Origin of the sequence: Microcoleus sp. FACHB-68, from assembly GCF_014695715.1 — a bacterium.
Classification (GTDB): domain Bacteria; phylum Cyanobacteriota; class Cyanobacteriia; order Cyanobacteriales; family Oscillatoriaceae; genus FACHB-68.
This window is the reverse complement of the sequence record NZ_JACJOT010000005.1, coordinates 80,877-105,792: the sequence shown is the minus strand read 5'-3', so window position 1 is coordinate 105,792 and position 24,916 is coordinate 80,877. Positions and strand designations below refer to the sequence as shown.

18 protein-coding genes and 1 tRNA gene are annotated in these 24,916 nt (G+C 45.7%); 9 read left to right on the top strand and 10 right to left on the bottom strand.

Features of this window, described 5'->3' with window-relative positions:
• Positions 1-156: 156 nt before the first annotated feature.
• Positions 157-228: transfer RNA gene (locus H6F73_RS04565), tRNA-Val, on the bottom strand.
• 114 nt (positions 229-342) lie between these two features.
• On the opposite strand from H6F73_RS04565, the gene H6F73_RS04560 reads away from it, so the two are divergent.
• Both H6F73_RS04560 and mazG read left to right on the top strand, forming a co-directional pair.
• The gene (locus H6F73_RS04560; RefSeq protein ID WP_190757630.1) at positions 343-948 is read left to right on the top strand and encodes a metal-binding protein; all 606 of its coding nucleotides are present in this window, start codon (positions 343-345) and stop codon (positions 946-948) included.
• A gap of 323 nt (positions 949-1,271) precedes the next feature.
• On the top strand, positions 1,272-2,135 hold the full coding sequence (gene mazG / locus H6F73_RS04555) for a nucleoside triphosphate pyrophosphohydrolase (RefSeq protein ID WP_190757629.1): 864 nt from the start codon (positions 1,272-1,274) through the stop codon (positions 2,133-2,135).
• A gap of 54 nt (positions 2,136-2,189) precedes the next feature.
• On the opposite strand, the gene H6F73_RS04550 is transcribed toward mazG, so the two are convergent.
• Positions 2,190-2,519 carry a hypothetical protein gene (locus H6F73_RS04550; protein ID WP_190757628.1) on the bottom strand — a complete coding sequence of 110 codons (330 nt, stop codon included), beginning with the start codon at positions 2,517-2,519 and terminating at the stop codon, positions 2,190-2,192.
• Between the two features lie 539 nt (positions 2,520-3,058).
• Here H6F73_RS04550 and H6F73_RS04545 point away from each other — a divergent pair.
• Complete coding sequence (locus H6F73_RS04545; protein WP_242072333.1) at positions 3,059-5,044, top strand: NACHT domain-containing NTPase; 1,986 nt, start codon at positions 3,059-3,061, stop codon at positions 5,042-5,044.
• Between the two features lie 51 nt (positions 5,045-5,095).
• Here the strand turns inward: H6F73_RS04545 and H6F73_RS04540 are convergent, their stop codons facing one another.
• The 3 genes from H6F73_RS04540 to H6F73_RS04530 all read right to left on the bottom strand — a co-directional run bounded on the left by H6F73_RS04540 (position 5,096) and on the right by H6F73_RS04530 (position 8,738).
• Positions 5,096-6,064 carry a 3'(2'),5'-bisphosphate nucleotidase gene (locus H6F73_RS04540; protein WP_190757626.1) on the bottom strand — a complete coding sequence of 323 codons (969 nt, stop codon included), beginning with the start codon at positions 6,062-6,064 and terminating at the stop codon, positions 5,096-5,098.
• Between the two features lie 406 nt (positions 6,065-6,470).
• Positions 6,471-8,486 (bottom strand): M48 family metalloprotease, encoded by a 2,016-nt coding sequence (locus H6F73_RS04535; protein ID WP_190757625.1) that lies wholly within the window; start codon positions 8,484-8,486, stop codon positions 6,471-6,473.
• 96 nt (positions 8,487-8,582) lie between these two features.
• Positions 8,583-8,738, bottom strand: coding sequence for a hypothetical protein (locus H6F73_RS04530; RefSeq protein WP_190757624.1), 156 nt, complete (start codon positions 8,736-8,738; stop codon positions 8,583-8,585).
• Between H6F73_RS04530 and H6F73_RS04525 the strand changes: the two genes are divergently transcribed.
• The 3 genes from H6F73_RS04525 to folB all read left to right on the top strand — a co-directional run bounded on the left by H6F73_RS04525 (position 8,737) and on the right by folB (position 11,521).
• Positions 8,737-10,044, top strand: a complete 1,308-nt coding sequence (locus H6F73_RS04525; protein ID WP_190757623.1) for a glutamate-5-semialdehyde dehydrogenase — start codon at positions 8,737-8,739, stop codon at positions 10,042-10,044. The two genes, H6F73_RS04530 and H6F73_RS04525, sit on opposite strands and share 2 nt — an antisense overlap.
• Before the next feature lie 192 nt (positions 10,045-10,236).
• The gene (locus tag H6F73_RS04520; protein WP_190757622.1) at positions 10,237-11,157 is read left to right on the top strand and encodes a bestrophin family ion channel; all 921 of its coding nucleotides are present in this window, start codon (positions 10,237-10,239) and stop codon (positions 11,155-11,157) included.
• Positions 11,158-11,164: 7 nt separating this feature from the next.
• A complete protein-coding gene (folB, locus tag H6F73_RS04515; RefSeq protein WP_190670144.1) occupies positions 11,165-11,521 on the top strand; it encodes a dihydroneopterin aldolase in 357 nt (118 codons plus the stop codon).
• 98 nt (positions 11,522-11,619) lie between these two features.
• Here folB and H6F73_RS04510 read toward each other — a convergent pair whose 3' ends face one another.
• The 5 genes from H6F73_RS04510 to H6F73_RS04490 form a co-directional block, all read right to left on the bottom strand.
• Positions 11,620-11,940 carry a hypothetical protein gene (locus H6F73_RS04510; protein WP_190670146.1) on the bottom strand — a complete coding sequence of 107 codons (321 nt, stop codon included), beginning with the start codon at positions 11,938-11,940 and terminating at the stop codon, positions 11,620-11,622.
• A gap of 227 nt (positions 11,941-12,167) precedes the next feature.
• The gene (locus H6F73_RS04505; protein WP_190757621.1) at positions 12,168-13,037 is read right to left on the bottom strand and encodes an MBL fold metallo-hydrolase; all 870 of its coding nucleotides are present in this window, start codon (positions 13,035-13,037) and stop codon (positions 12,168-12,170) included.
• Between the two features lie 251 nt (positions 13,038-13,288).
• Positions 13,289-14,653 carry a response regulator gene (locus H6F73_RS04500; RefSeq protein ID WP_190757620.1) on the bottom strand — a complete coding sequence of 455 codons (1,365 nt, stop codon included), beginning with the start codon at positions 14,651-14,653 and terminating at the stop codon, positions 13,289-13,291.
• Between the two features lie 164 nt (positions 14,654-14,817).
• On the bottom strand, positions 14,818-17,028 hold the full coding sequence (locus H6F73_RS04495; RefSeq protein ID WP_190757619.1) for a response regulator: 2,211 nt from the start codon (positions 17,026-17,028) through the stop codon (positions 14,818-14,820).
• A 192-nt stretch (positions 17,029-17,220) separates the two neighbouring features.
• A complete protein-coding gene (locus H6F73_RS04490) occupies positions 17,221-20,589 on the bottom strand; it encodes an EAL domain-containing protein (RefSeq protein ID WP_190757618.1) in 3,369 nt (1,122 codons plus the stop codon).
• A 727-nt stretch (positions 20,590-21,316) separates the two neighbouring features.
• On the opposite strand from H6F73_RS04490, the gene H6F73_RS04485 reads away from it, so the two are divergent.
• The 3 genes from H6F73_RS04485 to H6F73_RS04475 all read left to right on the top strand — a co-directional run bounded on the left by H6F73_RS04485 (position 21,317) and on the right by H6F73_RS04475 (position 24,910).
• The gene (locus H6F73_RS04485) at positions 21,317-21,922 is read left to right on the top strand and encodes a superoxide dismutase (protein ID WP_190757617.1); all 606 of its coding nucleotides are present in this window, start codon (positions 21,317-21,319) and stop codon (positions 21,920-21,922) included.
• Between the two features lie 482 nt (positions 21,923-22,404).
• Entirely contained in the window at positions 22,405-22,617 is a 213-nt protein-coding gene (locus tag H6F73_RS04480) for a hypothetical protein (RefSeq protein ID WP_190757616.1), read from the top strand.
• A gap of 154 nt (positions 22,618-22,771) precedes the next feature.
• Positions 22,772-24,910, top strand: coding sequence for an RNA degradosome polyphosphate kinase (locus H6F73_RS04475; protein ID WP_190757615.1), 2,139 nt, complete (start codon positions 22,772-22,774; stop codon positions 24,908-24,910).
• The last annotated feature ends 6 nt before the right edge of the window (positions 24,911-24,916 follow it).

The window sequence follows — 24,916 nt, the reverse complement described above, 5'->3', positions numbered from 1 at the left end:
ACTCACTTGACTCACTTCTTTGCCCAGCAGAAATTATAACTTTGAAGCTGAGTGTTCAACGTCCGGGGAGTTCACATCTCGGAAACTTTTGAGAAATGTCACAAATATCCCTGTGACACGCTTCTACAGTTTCTGATTTTATTAAAATTGACTAGATGGGCAGTACTGGACTTGAACCAGTGACTCTCTGCTTGTAAGGCAGATACTCTACCACTGAGTTAACCGCCCGGGTTTCTCATAGAATACTATGGTAGCACCTTGTAGAAAATAAATCAATCAGCCAAACTGATTTAAGATGGGCATTTTCTACCCCAATCCCCATTCCCCTATCCTAAATCCTGAATGCCCTCTGGTCGCACCCATGACCGTATTACCTTGTGGACTTTGCCGGTGGTTGCCGGCCTGACGTTCGCGCAAACCCGGAGTGGTAATCTCACTTTGTTGGTTGCCGGTGGCTTTTTCTTCAGCGGCCTGATGTTTGGCCCAGATTTGGACATTTACTCGCGGCAGTTCCAGCGTTGGGGATGGCTGCGTTGGATTTGGTTACCTTACCAAAACAGTTTGCGCCATCGGTCGTTTTTGTCTCATGGGCCACTGATTGGATCGGCGCTACGGCTGCTTTATCTGGCCGGCTGTGTGGGGATTGTGGTGATGTTGGGGTTATTAGCCGGTCAGCAGTTTTGGGGTTGGTCTTGGACTTGGGACATGGTTGCTGACTTTCTTCTGCAATTACTCAAACTTTATTATGCTGAATGGATTGCGCTGTATATCGGGCTGGAATTAGGCTCAATGAGTCACTATCTCAGTGATTGGGGCGGGTCAGCTTACAAGCGGATTAAGAAGTATGGGCTGATGGGCTGGCTGTTTCCGGCTGCGAGTTCTAAGAAACGCCGGCGTCCTGCAAGTGAAAATAAGCGCCGGCAAACTAAAGGTAAATCTAAAATTTAAGTTGGTAATTTTTCAGTTTAATAAATTAGACTGGTTGCAAAAATTTGGTTTGATTTTTTTTAACCGCAGATGCACGCAGATGATAGCGCAGCGTGCCGTTAGGCATACGCAGATGAGCGCGGATGTATTAACGTTAGGTGCCGTTGATTTTGGAAAATTTCGATCTTAGCAATATATTTATTTATTAAAATTAAACTTTAAAATAAAGCAAAAGCAATTTTTTATAAACCACATAACTATTAATAAGGTCTTTTTGTAGAATTTTATTGGCACCGGCAGCAAATCTAGTTAAGAATTATTAATAAGTCTTGGAGTTTTCCCTCATGTCTACCGCGCAAACACCCGAACCGGCTGCATTTGATTCCGCTACCCTCACAGCTCTACAAAAGCTGATTGAAGTTGTTGCCAAGTTGCGATCACCCGATGGCGGTTGTCCTTGGGATTTAGAGCAAACACCGCAAACCTTGATTCCTTATGTGATCGAAGAAGCTTATGAAGTGGTAGATGCAATTCGTAGTGGCGATAAAAAGGCAATTGCCGAAGAATTAGGCGATTTACTGTTGCAGGTGGTGCTGCAAGCGCAAATTGCCAGTGAGTCTGGTGATTTTACAATGGCTGAAGTTGCCACCGGCATCACAGAAAAATTAATTCGCCGGCATCCTCATGTATTTGGTGATGTGGAAGTTAACAGCGTTGATGAAGTTCGTCAAAATTGGGAGGAAATTAAAGCAACTGAAAAGGGAGAAACTACAGAATCGCAAACATTTTCCTCAAAACTAAGCCGGTATGCGAAAACGTTGCCACCGTTGATGGCAGGAATGAAGATTTCTGAGAAAGCTGCCGGTGTTGGTTTCGAGTGGGAAAATGTTGAAGGAGTTTGGGAGAAGTTTCAGGAAGAGTTAGGGGAATTTAAATACGCCCTTGAACATGAAGATAAAGCCCATCAACAGGCAGAATTAGGGGATATTTTATTTGTCTTGATTAATTTAGGCCGGTGGTATGATTTAGATCCTGCTGAAGCTTTACAGGAAACCAATTTGCGGTTTATTCAGCGCTTTTCAAAAATGGAAGTTTTTGCAGAGCGACCGCTAACCGATTATAGCTTAGATGAGTTAGAAGCGATGTGGCAAAAAGCAAAGGCTCAGTTAGCAAAGCAGAAGCAGGAAAGGGATAATTCGGACGAGTGAAAATTGTATCTACACAAGTAAAGCCCGCGCTGGCGGGCTATCACTCGGTTTTCGCTATTTTAGTAAAGGTAGCGCCTCTTCATAGATCCATTTCTGAAATTGAATAGCGGTTTGCTGATTTGCAAGGTCAAGCAACAATTCTATTCCCCGCTGTTCTACAGTTAAAAGAAGCTGTTGCCAAAGATATAATTGACCATTTTTGCCTTGACTGACTTGTCGCAAACTTTTTAAATTTTCTGGAATTTTCTTTAAGGCAGTGTCGGTGAGATTCAGTGCCGGCAGCAAATCTTCAGCAATCCATTCGATTCCTTCTGCTGTTTTGATAAGTCGCAAGGAATGATCTTTGAAATATAGCTCTTGTTCGGTTTGTTGTGGGGTGTGCATAAAATCAACTTTCTGTTTAGGACACTAATAGCATTGCATGAGGCGCTTAAAACCCTTACTAGGAAATGATTTGAGTAAAATGTGAATTTGATGTGATTGATGTGAATTTGTAGCGAAATTGAGCTTTGACTTAGATGAGTTTTGTGGAATGATGTGAGTTAGTAGCCAAATTAAATAAAAAATTGTCTTAAGAAAAATTTAAGATTTAGAGCAGGTGTATGGGCGTTCGGGGATCTCAATCAGGTATTCAAAAAGCGGTAGCAGCTCGGATTTCCAAAGGTTGGACACAACAAGAATTGCAAAAGGCGGCAAAAGTTGGTAATCAGGCAGTTTCAAAGTTTTTTAACGGCAAGTCTGTTGCTCTTTCGACTGTTAAGCACATTTACTCAGCACTTGATCTGATACTGGAAGAGGCGGATCTGGAATCTGAGACAAGTCAGGTGGATGGGAATAATAATCTCAATGGCTTGGTGCGAGAGGTGCGGGAAAAAATCACAGCTCGAATTATTGAGCGATGTGGCACAATGCGCGTGCTGGACATGACTCAATCGATTGGGTTAAATGATATCTACACCAGCGTCAATATTCTGGAGAAAATCACCGGACGCAGAGGCATCGGAATTGATAAATTGATGCAAGGCTTTGACCCAGAACAAGAAAACTTTGACCGTGTAGGATTTGGGGAAATTTCTGAAGAGCGAGTACCCGGAATAGAAGCAGTCAAGCGCTACTCTAAGCTGATGGTTTTAGGTAAACCAGGAGCGGGTAAAACTACTTTTTTGAAATATCTGGCCATTCAGTGCATTGGTGGAGAATTTCTAGGGGATCGAGTGCCGATTTTTATCACCCTAAAGGATTTTGCTGAAACTGATACTCAGCCAGGATTAATTGAATTCATCAACCAGAGATTCGCTGAGAGTGGGGTGACAGAAAGTCAAACTGCTGATTTGCTAAAGCAAGGGAGGGTATTTCTTTTGCTCGATGGCTTGGATGAAGTCAGAGAAGAGGATGCCAGCCGAGTCATCAAGCAAATTGAGAGGTTTTCAGAACGCTATTCCATAAATCATTTTGCAATGACCTGCCGGATAGCGGCACGAGAGCATACATTTCAACCATTCAAAGAAGTGGAAGTTGCAGATTTTAATAATGAGCAAATAAAGACATTTGTTGGCAAATGGTTTCAGATAAAACAATTAAGTTTGGTTAATCGATTTATGACAGAATTAGAGGAAAATGAGTCAATTAAAGAATTGGCAACTAATCCTTTACTACTAACCTTGCTATGTTTAGAGTTTGAAGATTCAGGTGATTTTCCAAAGAACCGTTCTGAATTATATGAAAGAGCAACTCATACTCTACTGAGAAAATGGGATAGTAAGCGTGGAATTAAGCGAGATCAGGTTTATAAAAACCTATTTGCCAGCCGAAAAGAAGATTTGCTTAGTCAACTTGCATTGAGTACCTTTGAACGTAAAGAATACTTTTTCAAGCAGAGAGATGCTGAGCGGTATATTACTGATTACATTCGCAATTTACCAGATGCCAAAACCGATCCTGAAGCTTTGCAACTAGATAGTGAAGCAGTGCTGAAATCCATTGAAGCACAACATGGCTTACTGGTAGAACGAGCAAGAGGCATTTATTCTTTTTCTCATCTCACATTTCAAGAATATTTCACAGCCAGAAAGATTTTCACCAGTTGTAATCCGGATTCATTAGATGACAAAGCTTTGCAAAGTTTGGCCTGCCACATTACCGAACATCGTTGGCGGGAAGTCTTTTCGCTCACCCTAGAAATGTTACCAAATGCAGAGAGTCTCTTACTGTTAATGAAACAGCAGGTCGATACAATTTTAGCAGAGGATGAGAAGTTGCAGAAGTTCTTAAGGTGGGTAAATCAGAAATCTTTAGCTGTTGATAAATGCTACGAGCAAACTGCTGTTAGAGTTTTTTATTTTTGTCTTGAGTATATTTATAATTTTAATATTTTTTCAATAGATGATTTTATTGAATTAGCTGATTATTTTAATATTCACAGTTTTAATGATTATTGGTATTGCTCTGGAGATAAGGGTTTAAAGGGTTTAATCGATCTCAAGTGCTATGAGTTACTTTATTACGAAAATATTTCTAAGTTCATTCCCAATAGTGCCCTTGCTGATAGAATTGAAAATGTTCTGGATGACAAAATTGAACCTCATCTGAAACAATCATTACAAAAACTTAGAAATGAGTTAGCCGATTCAAATCAAGATCAAGAAAAATTTCAAGAATGGTGGCAATCTAACCGTCAAACTTGGATTAACAAAGTAAAAGTAGAAATGATTAAATACCGAAATATAGCTCATGATTGGCAGTTGAACAGTAAGCAGTTTCAATTACTTGAGCAGTATTACGATGCGAATCTATTGCTAGTAGAATGTCTCAGCAGCGATTGCGTTGCATCCCCTGAAGTACGACAGGAAATAGAAGACACCTTACTATTACCCATCGCTGAAATTGAGAAACGCAAAAACCGCAGATAAGCCCAGATTAATTGCCGGTTATCTGCGGTTTAATCACTTACCTGTGCAACGCTACGGCATCTTCTCCCGAAACACTTCTAACACTGCGTCGTGAATCGCCCCATTACTGACAACGACACCCTGGTTATTCACCATTTTTGTGCTTTCAGAAAAATTTAGGGGAATGCCATACATATCCGTCACCCGCCCACCGGCTTCTTCCACCACAATCGCACCGGCAGCGTGATCCCAAATATTCTCCCGGTAATCTGGCGTCTTCGGTGAGGGCAACCGCAAGTAAAGTGCCGCCATTCCACAGGCTACCGCGCCATACTTTGCCTGAGAATCCATCCGCACAGAGGGGGCAGTAATGCCCGCCGCCTTCGCCACCGCATCTTGCCGCGACTGATCGCTGTGCGCCGCTTCCACACTCTCTACAAAGCGGAAATTACTGACATTGCCGGCACTCATTACTTGAATTGGGCGTAATTCACCGCCGGCAAGTGGCATCATCTGCGCCCCCTCACCGCGCACTGCCACAAATAGCGCCCCGGTTTCGCCGCCTTCCACCGGCAGCGCAGGGCAAGCCAAAACCCCCACTTTTATATCACCGGCTTCCACTAGGGCGATCGCTACTGCATATTGATCTTGACGTAAAAACCCTTTCGTGCCATCAATCGGATCAAGTGTCCAATAACGCGGCGCTACCGTACCATTACCCCGATCAATCCAGTCCAGCACCTGCTCAGGCGTTGCATCAGCAATTAATTCTTTAACATAATCGGTTATTTTTGTTAAATTCTCAGCCATCGCCGGCTCTCGTAGTTGGGCAGCATCCTCCTCACCTACCACCGGATCATCGGGAAACGCCTCAGAGATCGCCTTGCAAATCACCGCCTGAGAGCCATAATCAGCAATCGTCACCGGGCTTTTGTCGCTTTTTTCCATCGCTGCCGGGATTGCAGCGCGGACTTGCTCACACAGTTTCGCCGCCGCAATTGCAGCTTCAATGGCAACTTGTTTCTCTTGTTCGTAAGACATAAAGGATTTTGAGTGGTGTACCAAACGCTATTTAGAAGTAGAGTATGTTGCTCTTTGTCGCAGCAACCACCGGGGACTTAAGTCCCCGGCTAATAGCAAAAGTCCTCTTCAGAGGACTGAAACCGTTTGCCAGTCCACTTTAGTGGACTTTTGCTATTAGCCCGGAAATTTATTTCTGGGCGGGATTTGGGGCTAATCGAGAAGCTCAACAATTTCCCAGTCCACTTTAGTAGACTTTTAGTATTAGCTCGGAAATTTATTTCTGGGCGGGATTTGGGGCTAATCGAGAAGCGCACAAGATGTCAGAACTAACCATCAATAACTCATAATTCGTAACTTTTGCAAAAAAAAACCCGTTTCCTTAAGAAAACGGGTGCATGAACCGGCTTGCCGGCACAATTGCAAATTAAACGCTGCCGGTTAAAACCACCGCCACGACAACACCGAGTATGATCGCACCGGCACCCATAACAAACGACCAGAAACGATGGTAACTATTCACCACCGTGCCGCTTTCACTATTCATCTGAATCAAATCCATCCACGGTGCGACGCCGCGACGAAACCAACCCAAAGTACCCACTTGCCCCCCAATCAGGCTTTTAACTCGTTTCATGCCAAATAGGAAATTCCCAACCGGCCCGAAACGAGACGCATAACGCAAATACATTAACCCAGTCCGATCTTGTAACATCAGATCCGATCCAAACGCATAACCGGCATCCCCGCGCCCGATCAACTCACCGTCTAACTTTGCCGGCACACCCCGCAACGGGCTTGCATAGGGGTTAGACATCAGCGTGAGAACATCCGTTGCCGGTGCCTGCTTATAGCTAGGGAACATCACCAGCGTCTTGATTAAAGTTCCTAGCCCAAACCCAATCAGCGGACAAGCAAGCGCCATCTGTGGCCCGATAGAAGTGATCAGGAAAATGCCGAGTACCAAACCCCCGAAAATCCCAATGACTTCAGCGCTGTAGAGCAACAGATCCAGCACAAAACTACCGTAGAGCCGGCCTTTATTCAAACCGCGACCTTCACCGATGACGCGGCCCATGTCGAATTCAATCTCAATGCCCAACTGTTCTGCGTAGGTACTCAATGCCCGAACCCGCTTACCTGTCAATGGATGAGTAGAATTCAACTCCATCCACCAACCCCACGGGTTAAACATATCCCACAGAAACACCCGACCGATTTTACTCGGATCGGAAGCAATTCGGTAAGCGGTGCCGGTGGAAGAGGCCGCCTTGTGGTCATAAATACCTAGCGCCCGCGTGCCTTCCATCAACCGGCTGGGTTCTTGCGCCCGCTGCCCCTCTTCCAAAATGCCATAGGCAATCTTGACCAAAGCGCGAGACAAGGCGTTCGGGTTGCCGGTGACTTCAGCCGCAAAGTGATCGGCAAAATACTCCCGTGTGCGCGACAAATACAACACCAGATAGGTGCCGGCAACATAAAACACATAAGCCACCATCGCCGCAGTTGCGAAGGCATCTTTCATCTTTTCGCCACCGCTACGCCCCATGCGTCGGGCAAAGATATATATCAGATAAACGATTTGCACCAACGTTGAAGCCAACGTCATCACTGCAAAATCCCAGTGGACAACGTGGCCGAGTTCGTGGGCGTAAACCGTTGCAACTTCGTCATCGTCGAGGTAGGTAAACAACCCCTGACTCACCACTACCCGCGCCGTATTTGGCAAGGAACCGTAAGTAAAGGCGGTGGGGTTTTCGTCGTCGATAATTCCCAAGCGGGGCTGTTTCAGTTGTTTCTCGGCACACACTCGCTGAATCACGGCGGCTGCCTCTGGACTTTGGCTTTCAATGTCTGCCAGAGATACCCAACGCGTGTGATACAGCCAGCTTTGGGTTAAGTCCATCAACCAAGGGGAGAGGAAGAAAACAGCGACGTTGAAAATCAGGGTAAACGCCACTGAGATGATTAAACCCGTGGTGGGCGTTTCGCTGCTGAGGATGAAGAAGACGGCTAAGGCTAAAACCAAAACCATACCCAACAGCAAGGAAATTGTGACGCCAGAGGCGAGGGTGAGATTACCGGCTCCAGACATGGCCAATTTTAGGCCGGCACTCCCTGCCCGACCGGCTTTCTCAACCATACTCGGTTGAGCTTGAGTGCTTGCCGGTTCGCCGGTGATAGATTGTCGGGCTTGCTGTGCCCAGTTTGCCACGTCGGGATTCTCGTTGAACGCTAGCCGGTTGCAGAGTGCCCTCGCTTGTGAGTGCTGGCCGTTGTGCTGATAAGCTTGAACCAGCCACATCTGCGCCCGGAAATAGTCTGGCGATTGAAGATCAGTGCAATTGAAGCAAAATTCTTCGAGGCTTTGAATCGCTTCTGGGTAGCGCCCTTGTTTAAAGGCGTCATGCCCCGCTTTGAGCAATCCAGATTGAGAGGACATAAGTGTTTCTGTGAAGAAGGAGTAGAACGGATTCAGGTCTTAGGTGGGCAAAGATACTGATTGATGCAACTACCTTTAGATAGAGTTTTCTATTCCTTAATAACCTGTAAATTTAATTTCGTCTGCAATTCCTCCACAAAAATTAAGCTGCCGGTGGCAGAAGGCCGCTTGGGAGATTTCTGTACGCGTTGCACTAGGATTGAAAGAGAAGCCAACATTTTGGCGAAACTTTGGCGTTTGATTCAAAACCATGACCACCACTCCGATAGCTTCTCTTCCTCTGACTGCGATCGCTCAGCAGACGCGTCAAGCTGCACGCCAGCTGGCAATTCTCCCCACCGAAGCGAAAAACCAAGCGATTGAAGCGATCGCCCAGGCTTTAGAAGCGGCTGCCGGCGATATTTTGGCAGCGAATGCAGCAGATTGCGAAGCCGCAGAGGCTGCCGGTATTGCCAAACCACTTTATAGCCGGCTGAAATTGGACGAGACGAAGCTCAAAGGTGCGATCGCCGGTGTGCGAGATGTGGGTAAATTGCCTGATCCAGTCGGTGCAATTCAAATTCACCGGCAACTCGATGAAGGGTTAATTCTCAAACGCATTACTTGTCCTTTGGGAGTGCTTGGTGTGATTTTTGAAGCGCGTCCCGATGCATTAATTCAAATTACGGCCTTAGCAATTAAATCTGGCAACGGTGTCATCCTCAAAGGTGGACAGGAAGCGGTGCGCTCTTGTCAAGCATTAGTGAAAGCAATTCACCAAGGTTTATCGACAACGGCAGTTAAACCAGAAGCGGTGCAATTGCTGACAACGAGAGAAGAAATTCAAGCCCTACTGAAGCTAGATGAGTATGTGGATCTAATTATTCCCAGAGGCTCTAATTCTTTTGTGAGATTTGTGCAGGAAAATACTCGCATTCCGGTACTCGGTCATGCTGATGGAATTTGTCACCTTTATGTAGATAAATCCGCAGATATTCAGAAAGCTGTAACAATTGCAGTGGATGCAAAAACTCATTATCCGGCTGCTTGTAATGCGATTGAAACTTTGTTAGTTCACAAAAAAATTGCTCCTCAATTTTTGCCGGCAGTTGCCGAGGCGTTGCAAAAACAGAATGTGGAATTACGGGGAGATGATAGCAGCCGCGAGTTTGTCAATATTGTGCCGGCAACGGAAACAGACTGGTCAACTGAATACAGCGATTTAATTTTATCGATTAAAGTTGTAGATTCTTTGGCAGAAGCAATTGACCACATCAATACTTATGGCTCAAAACACACGGACGCCATCGCCACTGAAGATGCAGACGCTGCTGATACATTTTTAAATCAAGTAGATGCTGCCGGCGTTTTTCACAACTGTTCAACACGCTTTGCCGATGGTTTCCGTTACGGTTTCGGTGCAGAAGTTGGAATTAGCACCCAACAAATGCCGCCTCGCGGGCCGGTAGGTTTAGAAGGGCTGATAACCTATAAATATAAAGTTGCCGGTGACGGGCATATTGCGGCCACTTATTCAGGCAAAGATGCGAAACCTTTTACTCACAAAGATTTAGAGTAAAAATAAAACCGCAAAGGCTGCCGGCTATAAAGATATCTAGTTTCTATAGCCGGCATTTTGTAAACTCTAGAAAACAGGTTGTGACGAGCTGTGATGAGGTGGACAATGAGCAACATCTGTGTTTAGCTCAATTGTATAAAGACGGCCAAAAGCTACTACAAAGTTTGGTTAACACTACTTTTGAATAAATCCATGCAGTGGTTTAAATTGGCTTTACAACTTCGCGGTTCAGTTGCACCTACGGTATTTCCTCGCGTCGTCTTGTGCGGTGTATTTGGATTTTTAGTCTCTTTGATTTATTATTATGGTGCGCCTGTATCATGGGATATTTTTGGCAGCGTAGTCACGAATGTTGTATTCAATTTAGTCTTAGGTTTATTATTAGTATTTCGCACCAACACAGCTTATGAGCGATTTTGGGAAGGTCGAAAGATTTGGGGAGTTATCGTTATTAATGCTCGAAATTTAGCTCGTCAAATTTGGGTTGGGGTTTCTGAAGTTGAACCGGCAGACAGAGAAAATAAAGCGTCTGTTTTAAAGCTGTTGGTGGCTTTTGCGATTGCGACTAAGTTGCATTTGCGAAAAGAGCCGGTGGACAGCGAGTTAGAAGCGCGAATTAATCCAGCTCAAACGCTTAAACTTAAAAAAGTCAAAAATCCCCCGTTAGAAGTGGCGCTTTGGATTGGAAATTATTTGCAGCAACAGCAAAATCGCGGTTGCTTAACAAGCAATCAGTTAAGGGCGATGAATAAATTGCTAGATAGTATGGTAGAAGCCTTAACCGGCTGCGAACGCATTTCCAGAACCCCGATTCCTTTAGCTTATTCAATTTATCTAAAGCGATTGTTGCTGATATACGGCCTGATATTGCCTTTTCAAATTGTCGATAAGACGCAGTGGTACACAGGGTTAATTGTCGCTTTAATCAGTTTTATTTTATTAGGAATTGAAGAAATTGGCAATGAAATTGAAAATCCTTTTGGGTACGATCCCAATGACTTACCGTTAGATGAGATTTGCAACACTATCTCGAATAACATTGAAGATTTGATCGTGCTGGATGCGAATGAACTCTCCTTGGTAGATAATTGGCAGACAACTGCAGTGGAGTAACAAGTTAATGGATTCAATTCAACTCACCGGCATCAAATGTTATGGATATACCGGCTACCTGCCAGAGGAACAAGTTCTCGGTCAATGGTTTGAAGTGGACATCACACTCTGGGTCGATTTGGCAATAGCCGGCAAAAGCGATCACATCGAAGACACCCTCGATTATCGCAGCGTGATTTCCACCATACAACACTTAGTAAAAACCTCTAAATTTGCCTTAATCGAGCGATTAGTTGATGCGATCGCAGAGGCTAGCTTAGAACCGGCACAGGTGCAGCAAGTCCAAGTTCGCTTAAGCAAGCCGGCTGCCCCCATCCCCGACTTTGGCGGTAAAATTACTGTTGAAATTACTCGATCAAAATAGCTTTTCCGATGAAGTCGCGGGTAGACAAATTTTAAGTCCGCCACGCCGACTTCGTTTGTTTAGCTAGGGTTCAACCGCCTCTATATTTGCTTCCTGTTTTAAGCATTCAGTAAAACAATGGCAAGACCTGCAAAAGCAAGTCCTAACATTTGAGTTCTGCTCAAGATTTCGTGAAAATAGAAAGTTCCCACTAAAACAGTTCCAATGACAATGGTCAGATTCACTAATGAGCCGGCAACACCGAGTTTTACTTGCTTATTCAGAAAGCCAAAAAACAGGTAGGTACTTGGGGAAAGCAGGCAAACAATCGCAATACTTTTCAAGTCGCCGGTCTTTCCCCAATTTGCGCTTAAAGAATCGCACAGAGTAAAGAGACCACCACACAGCAAGACTAAAACCCAGATATATAGTTTTGGCATCAAAGGCACCGAATAACATCAACTAACTGGCATTGAACGAACATCCCTTAAATACAATACATTTTTACAGGGAGAAATCCATTGAGTTTTTCAGCAATTTATCTAGAACGGGTATTTTACAAAAGATATGCATTAAAATTTTGATCGTTAAATACTTGGTTCACGACCAACAGTAACCGAGTTTACCGGCTTATTTCTAATCCTGGAAACCAGGTCGGCTTCTTCTATTACCTTTCCATCCAGCTAATGCAATTGTGCATCTGTTGACGCATCGCCTCTTTATCTGCATGAAAACGGCGACCATGACCGGGAAGCACCCATTCAAACTCATACTCAGCCAGCCGGCGCATTGACTGAAGCAATTCTGGCCACGAGTACCAACAAACATCTCGGAAAGCAACTAGATGGTTGCGAGTTTCAGACCAAGCAAGATGATCGCCGGTAAAGAGAAACTTGTTTTTGTATAGTAAAACTGTGTGACCTTTCGTGTGACCTGGAACGGGAATTATTAACAAATCAGGTGCTAATTCTACCGGCTCAAATCCAGTGAGTTGAATTTCCACATCACGAGTGCCGGCATTGATTTCATCTTTATGCAAGATTCGCTCACACCCAAAATGCTGCTGAAACTTCTGATGATCTGCCACATCATCTCGGTGAGTAAGATACAAATAGCGAATCCCTCCCATTGCTTCTATCCGCTTGACTAAGGGCGGGGCAAAACGAGGAGAATCGACCAAAATATTACCTTCCGGTCGCACAATTAAGTAGCTTGCAGCCCCATAAGAGTCTTCTGAATGGTAGCCGCAATGGTAGACATTTTCTGTGATTGGGATGGGAAAACTTTGCTGTGCGTCTTTGATATCTTTTGGCTTTTCAACTGTGCCAATCGAAGCGGTCGGACAAGCCAAAAGCGCTTGCATCGCTCTCAATCTTTCGGCTTCGTCTGTGGGTTGGTGATAAACTGCTGACTGATCGCCGGCGCTGCGAAATACCTCTGGAGTCATCCACCGGCACGTATCGCAATCAATGCAGGTACTATCCACATAAAAGTCACCAGCGATATTTTCAGGCCGGCGCTGTTGGAGAGTTGCCATTTTTAAACCTCTTGAATATGCTTTTGTTGTGATTGGCTAAGAAAGTCCGTATTGTCTCTAGGACTTTACGGACTGTCGAGTAGTCTCTATTACTATTGTGGCAAGTAAATATTGATGTTGTGTATTTGCGGTTGAGTTAAGCACAACCGAAAGTCAAAGATAATAATTATAAAGCTTATCTATCAACACCTATCAAAGCAGCCGATCTCATCGTCTTAAAGACATTTGTAGTCGCCAGCTCAAAAATTTGTTTACCCCACCGGCACTCCATCCCAAGCCGGCCCACTTTGCTCAAACTCTGCCGGTACTGAACCTAAGCGAGACTCGCAGCGCCGAATATAAAGCGCCGCAACAGTATCTCGTATATTTTTGTTGACAATTTCTTGAAAAGATGCTATTGCTAGCGGAAAGTTTCCCTGCTGCCATGATTGAATGCCCATCTCAAATGCCGGCAGTGACAGGATCTTCGCCTCATCAAGGGGATGAGTTTGTGTACCTAGTACCTCGTAGATATTAATCGCCTGCTGCTTGCCACGCGGTGCAACCCGATCAATCCAGCGTAAATGAAAAAACTCCGGTTGATTTAACTCAGCAATTGCCGCATCACTAACAATCACCTGGCAACCGTAGACTTTTGTCAAATCTTCCAACCGAGATGCCGTATTCACCACATCACCAATCACGGTTGAATCCATGCGAGAATTTGCCCCAAGTGTACCAATCAAACCTGTGCCGGTGTGTACCCCAATTCCAATATTTACCGGCTCTTTTAAATTAAATAAATCCCGGCTAGCATTAAATGCACGCAAGTTTTGCCGCATCATCACCGCCGCATTCAAAGCATCTTGCGCGTGCTGTCCTGGCCGGTCAAAAACCGCCATAATCGCATCGCCCAAAAACTTATCAATAAACCCAAACTGGGATGAAATCGCTTGATTCATCTGCGTAAAAAACGCATTTAACCAGTTAAACGTATCAATTGCTTGCTGGGATTCTGCAATTGCCGTGAAACCGCGAATATCGCAAAAGACAATTGATAATTCTTCCTCTTTCGCATTCCCCAGCTCAATCGATTCCACACCGCGCGGCGCAATACGTTGAAGAAATTGTTCTGGTACAAACAGGCGAAATTTTTCCGTTAGCGCTTGATTTATTTGCCAAGCGGCTGCCATATTTCGCTGAGTTTTTTCCTTCATTTGCTGCCCAATTTGAATTTGCGATTGCCGCATTCGCATCTGGTGTAGATACAAGACACTAGCAATCTTTTTTAGCAGCAAGGTGCTTTTAACCGGCTTGGTAATATAGTCATCGCCCATCATCTCCAATCCTCTCAGACGAGAATCGTCATCATCAAGAGCGGTTAAAAAGATCACCGGCACTGTTTGTAAATTCACATCTTCGCGCAAACGCCGGCACAGCTCAAACCCATCCATATCCGGCATCATTACATCCAGCAAAATCATTGCCGGCAATGATGTCTTGGCGATTTCCAGCGCTTTAGCCCCGGATTCTGCCAAAAGGGTGTCATACCCTTCTGATTGCAGTAATTCTTCTAATAAACATAAATTGTTAGGCTCATCATCAACAAGCAAAATGCAGGGCTGATTATTTGACATAAAATTGAGAAGAAATTGGCATTGCAGGATAGGTGAAAGAATTTAAAACTCTCTCAGGAAACTTTTAAATCCTCAATTATTAATCGTTAATTTAGATGCCCCTGATTCAGTCTGGCCGGCCTCTTGTGCCTTTAAGCCATAATACGGTTTGCTTCGGCTCTATATTAATTTGAGCCGGCAAAAGAACGCACTGTTGAAAACACGCGATCAAAATTAAGCGGCTTGCTTAAATAGCCATCCGCACCGGCTTGAAGACACCGCTCACGATCTCCCGGCATCGCCATTGCCGTCACCGCAATCACCGGCACCCGCTGCCAAAGTGTGTGAGCTTTTAGCTGCTGGATCAGTTCAAACCCATCCACATCTGGAAGCTGAATATCCATCAAAATTAAATCGGGCAGTGAACCGACTGTCGCCAAAGGTGAGTAAATCGCCTCCAACATGGCAGAACCATCACAAATCAGCTCAACCATGTACCCCTCAGACTCCAAAAACTCTGCAATCAAAATTTGGTTAGAAGGTTGATCTTCCACAACCAAAACGCGCTTGAGGGCGACAGCAGTTGCACTTCCACCAAAACTGGGATGTTTGCTAGAACGGCTTAATCTGGCAAGCCGATCATGAGCAACCGGCACCTCCTGGCGCGGTTCCGTCACCGGCAGCCAAACTCGAAACGTACTACCCTCACCGGCAATTGATTGGAACGACACCGTCCCCCCATGCAGTTCCGCCAGCCGCTTTGTTAGCGCTAGTCCCAAACCTGTGCCTTCATGCCGGCGTGTCAAGGAAGAATCTACCTGTTGAAACGGGCGAAACAGCAAGTGCCACTTTTCCTGGGGCACCCCGATCCCAGAATCACTCACCTCCAAACACAGGTACGGCGTCATGGGATTTACCGGACTTCTGTCAGGGCGAACATCTTGCGCCAGTTGAGTGCCGTAAGCTAACCGCCCAGCCAGCTTGATGTGTCCTCCTTCCGGGGTGAATTTAACCGCATTTGACAGTAAGTTAATCACCATCTGCCGCACCCTACGCTCATCGAGCATGACACGATTAAGCCGGTAATCTAATTCCAGCGTCAGTGCTAAGCCCTTGGCTTGGGTGCGGGGTTGAATCATTTTCAAACACTGCCCGCACAGTTCTTGGATTGAAACCGGCTCTAAATCTAGCTCAGCTTTGCCGGCTTCAATTTTAGATAAATCCAAAATATCCGTAATCAATTGCAACAAATGCTGGCCGCTTTTTTCAATCGCCTTGACATGATTAACTTGTCGATCCGTCAAAGGGCCACCAGTTTGCCGGTGCAGCAAATCTGCGAAGCCCAGAATGCTGTTGAGGGGCGTCCGCAGTTCGTGAGACATCGCCGCCAAAAACTCGGATTTTAGCTGGGATGCTCGCTCTAAATCTTTATTAATCTGCTGTAAGTGGGCTTGGGCTTCGGCGCGTTCGATCGCCACACCCAAGGTGCGACAGGCTGCCAGTAGCATATCCTGTTGGGGGGCTTCCTGCAGTTTTTGCAGATTGCGCGATTCTAAGGTGAGCAACCCAATAATTTTGCCGGTGGTGGAGGGAATGGGAAAGATGCCCAGCTGCCCGATACCGGGATGGCGAAATGCCGGCACTGCTTTTGGGTGGTTTTGATAGTCATCCACAAATAAGGGTTTGCCGGTTTCTACAACATCCCAAACCAATCCTTGCCCGTAGGGAATGCCCTGAGCCAGCACCGCTTCCATCTCAGCTACAGCCGGCGCACCATAAGTGGCAATAAATTCAGTGGAAATTTGATTGGTGAGGATGCCGGCGTAACGATCAACCCCGACGCCGTTAATCACTTTCACATCCCCAAAGGCAGCATTCATCGCCTGTACGAGGTAGCTCAGGGCAAAGTGGCCAATTTCCCGCAGTTCCACAGACGCTTGTAGCCGTTCCGTTAAACCGAGTATAAATCTCAGACGCCTGACTTCAGCATTCAAGTTATCTTGGGATCTGCGATAGCCGGTGACATCCCGAAAGGTAAACAGCCGGCCCCCATCGGAAGTCATGGTGGTATAAACCTCCAAGCAGATGCCATTTGCCTGTTCTAGATACAGGGAAACACTCTCGCTTTCTGTTTGTTCAAGGGCTTGCCTGAGCTGTTCTACCTGCTCAGTTGACCAATAGCTTTGTTCTACAACTTGGGCAAAAACGACGTCATAATGAGGCTGCTCTTGAAGCCAATCAGGCGACATCCCCCAAATTTCAGCGAGTTTGCGATTAAACAAAATTAAGCGATCAAATTGGTCAAACAGCGCAATCGCATTATCAACTTGGTTAAGGATGAGTTCTCGCTCCTCCTTTAACCGCTGCAAGCGCCGCTCAATCTGCTCTTGATTCATAAAGTTTTATCAACCAGACGGGGGCTGTATTCAATTCTTAATTTTAATTTACAAAACATAACAACTGCCATGATGCCGCTCTCTTTGCCATTGTGATTTGAGAGCCGGCACTCTGGCAAGCCATTTTTCCCGCTTTCCTATTTGTTTTGTCTAAAAGATTTTCTCATAATCTCGCCCTCACCCTTAAAGCTGTTACGGCTGGGGTTGGGCGCTGGCTAGCTGCCGGTAAAGTTCAGCTTGCTGGATAGCGATCGCCGCTTGAAGTGCGATTTGGTTAAGCAGGCTAATCTCATTCTGCTGCCAGTGTCGGGGTTCGTAACACTGATGAGCGATTAACAACCCCTGCAAATTATCTCCTTGCAGGACAGGAACAACCAAATTGGCTCTGACCTGAAACTGAGCCAATAAATTAATGTGACAGGGCGCTAAAACAGCGTCATAAATATCTTCTATCGCTCTCACCCGCCCTTCTTTGTAATAACGAACATAGTTTTCTTTAAAACAGCAATCTTCTATTTTTACTCCTAAAATGGATGGACAACCTTCTGCCACAGATTCTACAGTTACACGCCCACTCCAATCAAATTCAAAACAATAAAAGATGAGTCGATCAATAGAAAGAAACTGTCTTACTTCTCTAAGAATTTTGTTTAGAACTTCTTCTGAGTTAAAGTTAAAACAGATTTTTTGAACAATGTTTGCCATTAATTGCTCTTGTTTATATTGCTGGCGCAGCGCTTCTTCAATCTGCTTGTATTTAATAATTTGTTGTTCAAGTTCTTGATTCGCCACTTCAAGAGCTTTTGCACGAATCAAAATTTCTTCATCATAGTTTCTATTTTCATTGAATTTTGCTAGTGATATTTGAGTTGCCAATTCCGCACCCTCACTAACCTGCGCGTAAGACAGCAAACCCTCTAAGTTGTTTCCCTCATTTAAAGGCTGCTGTGGTTGCGCCGGCACCCAATTGCTTAACAGTTGAAAAGCGGCTTCTGGAGGCAGCGGTTTGCTAAAAAGATAGCCTTGAGCGCTGTCACAGCCAATCGACTGTAAAAATGCTAACTGTTCTAACGTCTCAACTCCTTCAGCTAATACTTCTAAATTCAAACCTTGTCCGAGAGCGACAACGGCTTTTGCAATTGCGGCATCACTAGGATCTTGGAGGAGATCCCGCACAAACGACTGATCGATTTTGATAGTATGTAGGGGAAAGTATTTGATAGAATTGAGCGAAGAATAACCCGTCCCAAAATCATCCATTGCAATTTTAATTCCCATTTGCCGCAGTTCTTGCAAAACAGCAATGGTGAAATCGATGTCTTGCATCGCAATACTTTCAGTAATTTCTACCTCTAAATAACAAGCATCTACGTTAGTTTCTTGTATAATTTGCTTGATCGTTTTGACTAAACCTTGCTGTTGAAACTGCCGGCCAGAAAGATTGACCGCAATGGGAATCGGTGGCAGCCCTTGTTCGCACCAAGCTTGATGCTGGTTGCACGCACTCCGGATTACCCATTCCCCAATCGAGCAGATCAGTCCTGTTTCTTCTGCTAAGGGAATAAACTGATTGGGTGGCACCAATCCCATCTGCGGGTGCTGCCAACGAATCAGCGCCTCTAAGCTGACAATTTCGCCTGTATTGATATCTACTTGAGGTTGGTAATGCAGCAGCAACTCGTCTCTTGCCAACGCCTTACGCAAATCGGCTTCCAGCTCCAATTTTTCTAGCGCTTTAGTGTTCATATCAGGCAAGTAAAACTGGTAGTTATTTCTCCCCTGCTGCTTAGCCCGATACATGGCAGTATCTGCATTTTTCAGCAACGTTTCTGCATCTTCGCCATCATAGGGAGCTAAGGAAATTCCTAAACTTGCACTGATATAAAGTTCCTGAGCTTCGATAAAAAACGGAGTGCTCAGAGCATCCAAAATTCTCCGAGAAATTCTGCTAATGTCTTCCACATAACCAATGTGGGGGAACAAAAGCGTAAATTCATCTCCACCCCACCGCGCAACGGCATCGCACTTACGAAGACAACCCCGCAAGCGTTCTGTTACTTGCTGCAATAGCTGATCACCAACTGCATGACCTAAAGTATCGTTAACGGTTTTGAAGCGATCTAAATCTAGAAATGCCACCGCCAGCATTTCTCCTGTTTGATGGGCGTTTGCTAGTGCCAGGGAAAGTTGTTCGTCAAATAGCAGCCGGTTGGGAAGCTTTGTGAGCCGATCATGGGATGCTTGATGGCGCAGCATAGATTCTACGCGCTTTTGCATCAGCGCCATATACAGGTGAATCCCAATCGACTGTGCCAGCTTGATTTCATCGGAAGTCCATTCTGGACTTTGCTCTGTTTTGAGTTCGCGCCAAGCTTCAAATGATTTGCGCGGGTGCAGGTTCCGTTCATCACGGTTGTAGCGCCCTGCCCACAAAATTTCAGTATCATAAGCGTTACGAAAAATACTCAGGCACCCCACACATTGGTGCCGGTACTGGAGTGGGATGATCAAGATTGAGCGAATTGGCGTGGATTGAAAGGCAAACGCTAGGGACTGCCCTTGAATGTCGCCACAGAAGTCGGTGATGATCTGGGGGGAGGGCACTCCACTGCTGCTGAAGGTGGGGCTGCTTTGAGTGTTGATATCGAGTGCAATCAGTGATTTTCCTGCTTGTTGCCAAGCGAGGGCAATTTCTTCATGAGTTGAACTATGGGTTGCCGGCGTTTCCTGCCAACCGATCAGTTCTTTCCAGACGGTTGTTTCTTCAATAAACGGCACCGTCGGCTGTTCGCCATAAGTATAGATTTGTGATGGCTGCGATGCCGGTTCCACAACAATATGTAGCCGCCCGCCAGAACCTTGCAGTGCTTTAACTGTTTCTTCTAGAACCATTTGCCGGATTTCAGCCTGATTAAGGGGGCAGTGGAGGAGGCTGCTTACTCGATTAATCATGGCTTCGTGGTGTGCCTGCTGCTGCACTTGAATGACCAAGTTAGACTGAGCAATGGCAATGGATATCTGATCTACTAAAAGTTGTACAATTTGCAACTCTCGCTCTGAGAAGCGGCGCGGTTGGGTGTGGTGGATGGCAAGCAGTCCCCAAAGCCGGTTTTGATAGACAATCGGCACGGTTAAAGACGCGAGCACTCCCATTGCCAAAAGATATTGAACGTGGCACTCGTCAACCGGCGCGTAGCGGATGTCTTCAACGCTCAGATTTTCTCCGGTTTCTGCACAATCCAACTGATTAAAGGTTTTCCGCTGAGCGGTCACATCAATAATCACTCGCTGACGTGTTTTAAGAAACATTTCCCTGGCTTGCGGCGGGATATCATCGGCAGGAAAATGCAGGCCCAGCAGTGAGGGTAAGCGCTGCTCTTGGATACTTTCGGCAATGACTGCCCCACTGTCATCTGCATCAAATTTATAGATATTGACTCGGTCTACTTCTAAGTAGGAGCCGATTTCTTGCACGGCTGTGTTCAAAATCTCTGGCAATTCTAGTGATTGCCGGATGCGATTGGTGATTTGATGAAGCAGATTTTCTTGGCCTAGTATCATTTGTAACCTTTTAACGGGTATTTGTAAAAAAAACCTTTGAACCGGCAGTGTACAGAAATGAACGATGAGGCTGAGCGCGAATCTGCTGCTATGTTGACTTTGCCCATAGGGTGCTGAGGGGCGCTGCCGGTCTGGGTTTGAGTCGCCAACCACCAAACTTGGAAGCAGCCTAATACTTTAGAGATATGGTTTATTTTCTTTGAGAGCATTTTTAGCAATAAAAATCATTCTTAAAAAAGTTGACTTTTTGTACATTATTACTTGTGATTTCATTAGTCGCTACTTTTTGCCCACATTTCTCTCGAAAGAGCGAAAAAATATTAAGTCGAAGTGTAATGCTGAATACTTAGAACCCTAGAGTGTTCTAAATGTAACACCAGCAACCATAGATGGGACGCTGGAATTGAAGGAATTGCGAAGGCACTTGCTCTAGAAAAAAAGCTGTAGATGACTTTAAAGTTTATTTAAACGACTTAACAAAGGCTAACCGGCAATGGTTCTGACTTGTGTGCCGGGTGAACAATAGCCTGAATTGAGATGGGCTTGCCCTGCGCCTTAAAACTGACGCACTTGAGTTGAAACGGGACTTTTGATATAAAATTCTATCATTAAGTCTGATAGCCACCGGCCCGAAGCAATTTAGATGCCGGTGAGAAGACACGATCAGCTTAATAAAGCCTGAAAGCCGATTCAGTGCTTAAAAGCAGTTTAGAGAGGATTGAACACAATGGCATTTACGCTTCCTGAGTTACCGTATCCCGCCGATGCCTTAGAATCAGGCCATATGTCGGCACAAACTTTTTCCTTCCACCACGACAAGCATCACGCAGCTTACGTGAATAACCTCAACAAACAAATCGAGGGGACGGAACTCGCGGACAAATCTCTTGAAGAAATCATTACCGCAACCTCTAAAGATTCCAGCAAAGCCGGCATCTTCAACAACGCCGCCCAAGTTTGGAACCACACCTTCTTCTGGCATTGCATGAAACCAGGTGGAGGCGGTCAGCCCTCCGGCGCACTTGCCGATAAAATCAACTCAGACCTCGGCGGCTACGACAAATTCAAAGAAGAGTTCAAAACCGCTGCCACCACCCAATTTGGTAGCGGTTGGGCTTGGCTGGTTTTAGATAACGGCACTCTGAAAGTCACCAAGACTGGCAACGCAGAAAACCCCCTTGCAAACGGGCAAACAGCGCTGCTGACTCTGGATGTGTGGGAACACGCCTATTATCTCGATTTCCAAAACCGCCGGCCTGACTTTATTCAAAACTTCCTCGATCACCTAGTTAACTGGGATTTCGTCGCCGAAAACTTGGCTAAAGCTTCCTAAGCAAGTTATTTACTGACTTGAGAAACCCGGTTTAAAACAGCCGGGTTTTTATCGGTTTAGTTGAGATAGGCCGATGGGTTTAAGGCTGCCGGTTAAATACTTTCCTTAAAATCACTACATCCTCATACAAAAAAGTATTTAAAATCAAAATTAAAGGCAATAGGATTCTGGCCATTTATCTGGAAAAATGAGCAGAGTGCCGGCAATTATGTTGCTTACCTAAAAGAATAAAAATTGCGTTATTTTTGAGTAAAACCGTTATTTTCTTGTTAATTTATTAAAGATAACTATTTCTCCTCAATCGGCTGTATTTTTGAGTTAATCCAACAGATACAATCGTGAGAAACACTTCCTTAATTAAGTGATCAAGGCCAAGCCTCTAGAGTGAAGCCAGCCGGCGCTAACATTACTCCTTTTTCTAGATTCCTTCAAGGTCAGATAAGCACATAAAATTTTATCTGTCAATAAGCAAGCCTTAAACAATGAATAGCAAAGAACTGGCCCAGTACATTGAAGCCACCGACAGCATTTCTAAACCCTGGCTGTTGGTACAGTTGCGCTTAAAAAAATTGCAAGAGAGCAAAGACACCCTTTCGGCTGAAGATTATGCCAAAGAGCTAGCCGATATTCACCAGGACTTGATGAAATTAGGGGAGTGGTGGGTTGGCATCGAAGACGAAGCTTTCGGAATGTAAAGGCAGTTTCTCACAGAGGGCAGCGCATAGCAAAATTTAGTAGAGGCACTTAGCAATTTTAAATAAAGAATAAATACAAACCTCCCAAATACTTCCACCTTGCCAAACGCTTTTAGCCCCCAGCTATTTTTCATGCCCACACCCACTCAAAATCATGACCACAACCCAGACAACTAGAGACGAAATCAACCTCAGTGATCCGCAATACTACTTCAGCCGCGAACTAAGCTGGCTGGAGTTTAACAACCGAGTCTTGCGTGAAGCCCTTGATCCCCGGACGCCACTACTAGAACGCCTGAAGTTTTTGGCTATCTTCAGCGCTAACTTAGACGAGTTCTTTATGGTTCGCGTCGCCGCCTTGAAACAGCAGGTAGAAGCGAAAGTTAGTAAATTATCTGCCGACGGGCGTTCGCCGCAAGATCAACTAGATGTGATTTGCCAGCGACTCCGCCCGATGGTGACGGAACAGCACCAGCATTTTGAGCGGGAAATCCGACCGATTTTAGCAAACCACAACATACACATCTTGGAATATGTAGACTTAAACCAAGAGGAACGACTGTATCTGCAACGGTATTTTGAGGAGCAAATCTTTCCCGTCCTAACGCCCTTAGCAGTCGATCCGGGTCATCCATTTCCCTATATCTCTAACCTCAGCCTGAACCTAGCAGTTGTGGTAAAAGATCCGGACAGTGAGGAAGAATTTTTTGCCAGAGTCAAAGTGCCTAAAGTTTTGCCCCGGTTTGTCTCTTTGCCGGCAGCCGAAAGAAGCAGCGAAACTGCTTTTCTGTTTATCTCGCTTGAGCAGGTAATTGCTCATAATTTAGAATTCCTGTTTCCCGGCATGAACATTCAGGAATATCACCCGTTCCGAATTACCCGCAATGCGGATTTGGAAGTGGAAGAAGACGAGGCGGATGACTTGCTGCTGGCAATTGAGCAGGAATTGCGGAAACGCCGGTTTGGTGGATCGGTTGTGCGGATGGAAATTCAAGCCGCCATGCCGATACCCGTGCAGCAAATGCTCAGAGAGGAGCTTTCTCTGGCGGAAAGTGATGTTTACGAAGTCGAGGGTTTGCTGAGTTTAGGGGATTTGATGTCCTTTATGGCATTGCCCCTGCCGGAACTTAAAGATCCCCCGTGGACGCCGGTGGTTCCGCCTCGGTTCCGCCGGCTGAGTGAACCCCATGTGGAACACTCGAAAGTAGATAGCGACGAGGGAGAAGATATATTCGCACTCATCCGCCAGCGAGATTGGCTGCTGCATCACCCGTATCAATCGTTTGCCGCAACGGTGCAGCGCTTTATCACGCAAGCTGCCCACGATCCAGCGGTGTTGGCAATTAAAATGACACTTTACCGCACCTCTGGAGATTCCCCCATCGTCAACGCCTTGATCGCAGCGGCGGAAAATGGCAAACAGGTGGCGGCTTTAGTGGAACTGAAAGCCCGGTTTGATGAAGAAAATAATATCCACTGGGCGCGGAAGCTAGAAAAAGCCGGCGTTCATGTGGTTTATGGTTTGGTGGGGCTAAAAACTCACACCAAAGTTGCGATGGTGGTGCGGCGAGAGGAAGATCGGATGCGCCGGTATGTCCACATCGGCACCGGCAACTATAATCCGAAAACCGCCCGGATTTATACAGATTTAGGACTGTTAAGCTGCCGGGAAGAGTTGGGTGCAGATTTAACAGATTTGTTTAACTACTTAACCGGCTACTCGCGGCAGCGATCATACCGCAAACTTCTCGTCGCGCCGGTGAATATGCGCGAACGTATGATTTCACTGATCCGGCGTGAGATCGACCACTGCCGCAACGGTCACACGGGCCGGATTGTGGCCAAAATGAATTCCCTCGTAGACCCACAAATTATTGCGGCACTTTACGAAGCCTCTGGTGCCGGCGTACAGATCGATCTGATTGTGCGTGGGATGTGCAGCCTGCGTCCCGGACTGCCTGGGGTGAGCGAGAATATCCGCGTCATCAGCATTATCGGTCGCTTTTTAGAACACTCCCGAATTTATTACTTCCACAACCGAGGTCAAGAAGAAGTTTACACCGGCAGCGCCGATTGGATGCCTCGCAACCTCAACCGGCGCGTTGAAGCGATCGTGCCGGTGGAAGAACCCGAAATTGTTAAAGACCTGGAAGAAATTTTGGGAGTCATGCTAGCAGATAACCGCCAAGCTTGGGAGTTACAGTCTGATGGCAGCTACATTCAGCGTCGTCCAGCAGAGGAAGGCAACGAGCAATCCGCCCAGAAAATCCTGATGGAAATTGCGATGCAGTAGTCATTT

Coding starts and splice junctions, on each gene's coding strand:
- H6F73_RS04520 (WP_190757622.1), top strand. CDS start 10,237: ATGCAGTGGTTTAAATTGGCTTTACAACTTCGCGGTTCAGTTGCACCT.
- H6F73_RS04530 (WP_190757624.1), bottom strand. CDS start 8,738: ATGGTTTTGAATCAAACGCCAAAGTTTCGCCAAAATGTTGGCTTCTCT.
- folB (WP_190670144.1), top strand. CDS start 11,165: ATGGATTCAATTCAACTCACCGGCATCAAATGTTATGGATATACCGGC.
- mazG (WP_190757629.1), top strand. CDS start 1,272: ATGTCTACCGCGCAAACACCCGAACCGGCTGCATTTGATTCCGCTACC.
- H6F73_RS04475 (WP_190757615.1), top strand. CDS start 22,772: ATGACCACAACCCAGACAACTAGAGACGAAATCAACCTCAGTGATCCG.
- H6F73_RS04480 (WP_190757616.1), top strand. CDS start 22,405: ATGAATAGCAAAGAACTGGCCCAGTACATTGAAGCCACCGACAGCATT.
- H6F73_RS04545 (WP_242072333.1), top strand. CDS start 3,059: ATGACTCAATCGATTGGGTTAAATGATATCTACACCAGCGTCAATATT.
- H6F73_RS04485 (WP_190757617.1), top strand. CDS start 21,317: ATGGCATTTACGCTTCCTGAGTTACCGTATCCCGCCGATGCCTTAGAA.
- H6F73_RS04550 (WP_190757628.1), bottom strand. CDS start 2,519: ATGCACACCCCACAACAAACCGAACAAGAGCTATATTTCAAAGATCAT.
- H6F73_RS04560 (WP_190757630.1), top strand. CDS start 343: ATGCCCTCTGGTCGCACCCATGACCGTATTACCTTGTGGACTTTGCCG.
- H6F73_RS04495 (WP_190757619.1), bottom strand. CDS start 17,028: ATGAATCAAGAGCAGATTGAGCGGCGCTTGCAGCGGTTAAAGGAGGAG.
- H6F73_RS04525 (WP_190757623.1), top strand. CDS start 8,737: ATGACCACCACTCCGATAGCTTCTCTTCCTCTGACTGCGATCGCTCAG.
- H6F73_RS04500 (WP_190757620.1), bottom strand. CDS start 14,653: ATGTCAAATAATCAGCCCTGCATTTTGCTTGTTGATGATGAGCCTAAC.
- H6F73_RS04535 (WP_190757625.1), bottom strand. CDS start 8,486: ATGTCCTCTCAATCTGGATTGCTCAAAGCGGGGCATGACGCCTTTAAA.
- H6F73_RS04505 (WP_190757621.1), bottom strand. CDS start 13,037: ATGGCAACTCTCCAACAGCGCCGGCCTGAAAATATCGCTGGTGACTTT.
- H6F73_RS04540 (WP_190757626.1), bottom strand. CDS start 6,064: ATGTCTTACGAACAAGAGAAACAAGTTGCCATTGAAGCTGCAATTGCG.
- H6F73_RS04490 (WP_190757618.1), bottom strand. CDS start 20,589: ATGATACTAGGCCAAGAAAATCTGCTTCATCAAATCACCAATCGCATC.
- H6F73_RS04510 (WP_190670146.1), bottom strand. CDS start 11,940: ATGCCAAAACTATATATCTGGGTTTTAGTCTTGCTGTGTGGTGGTCTC.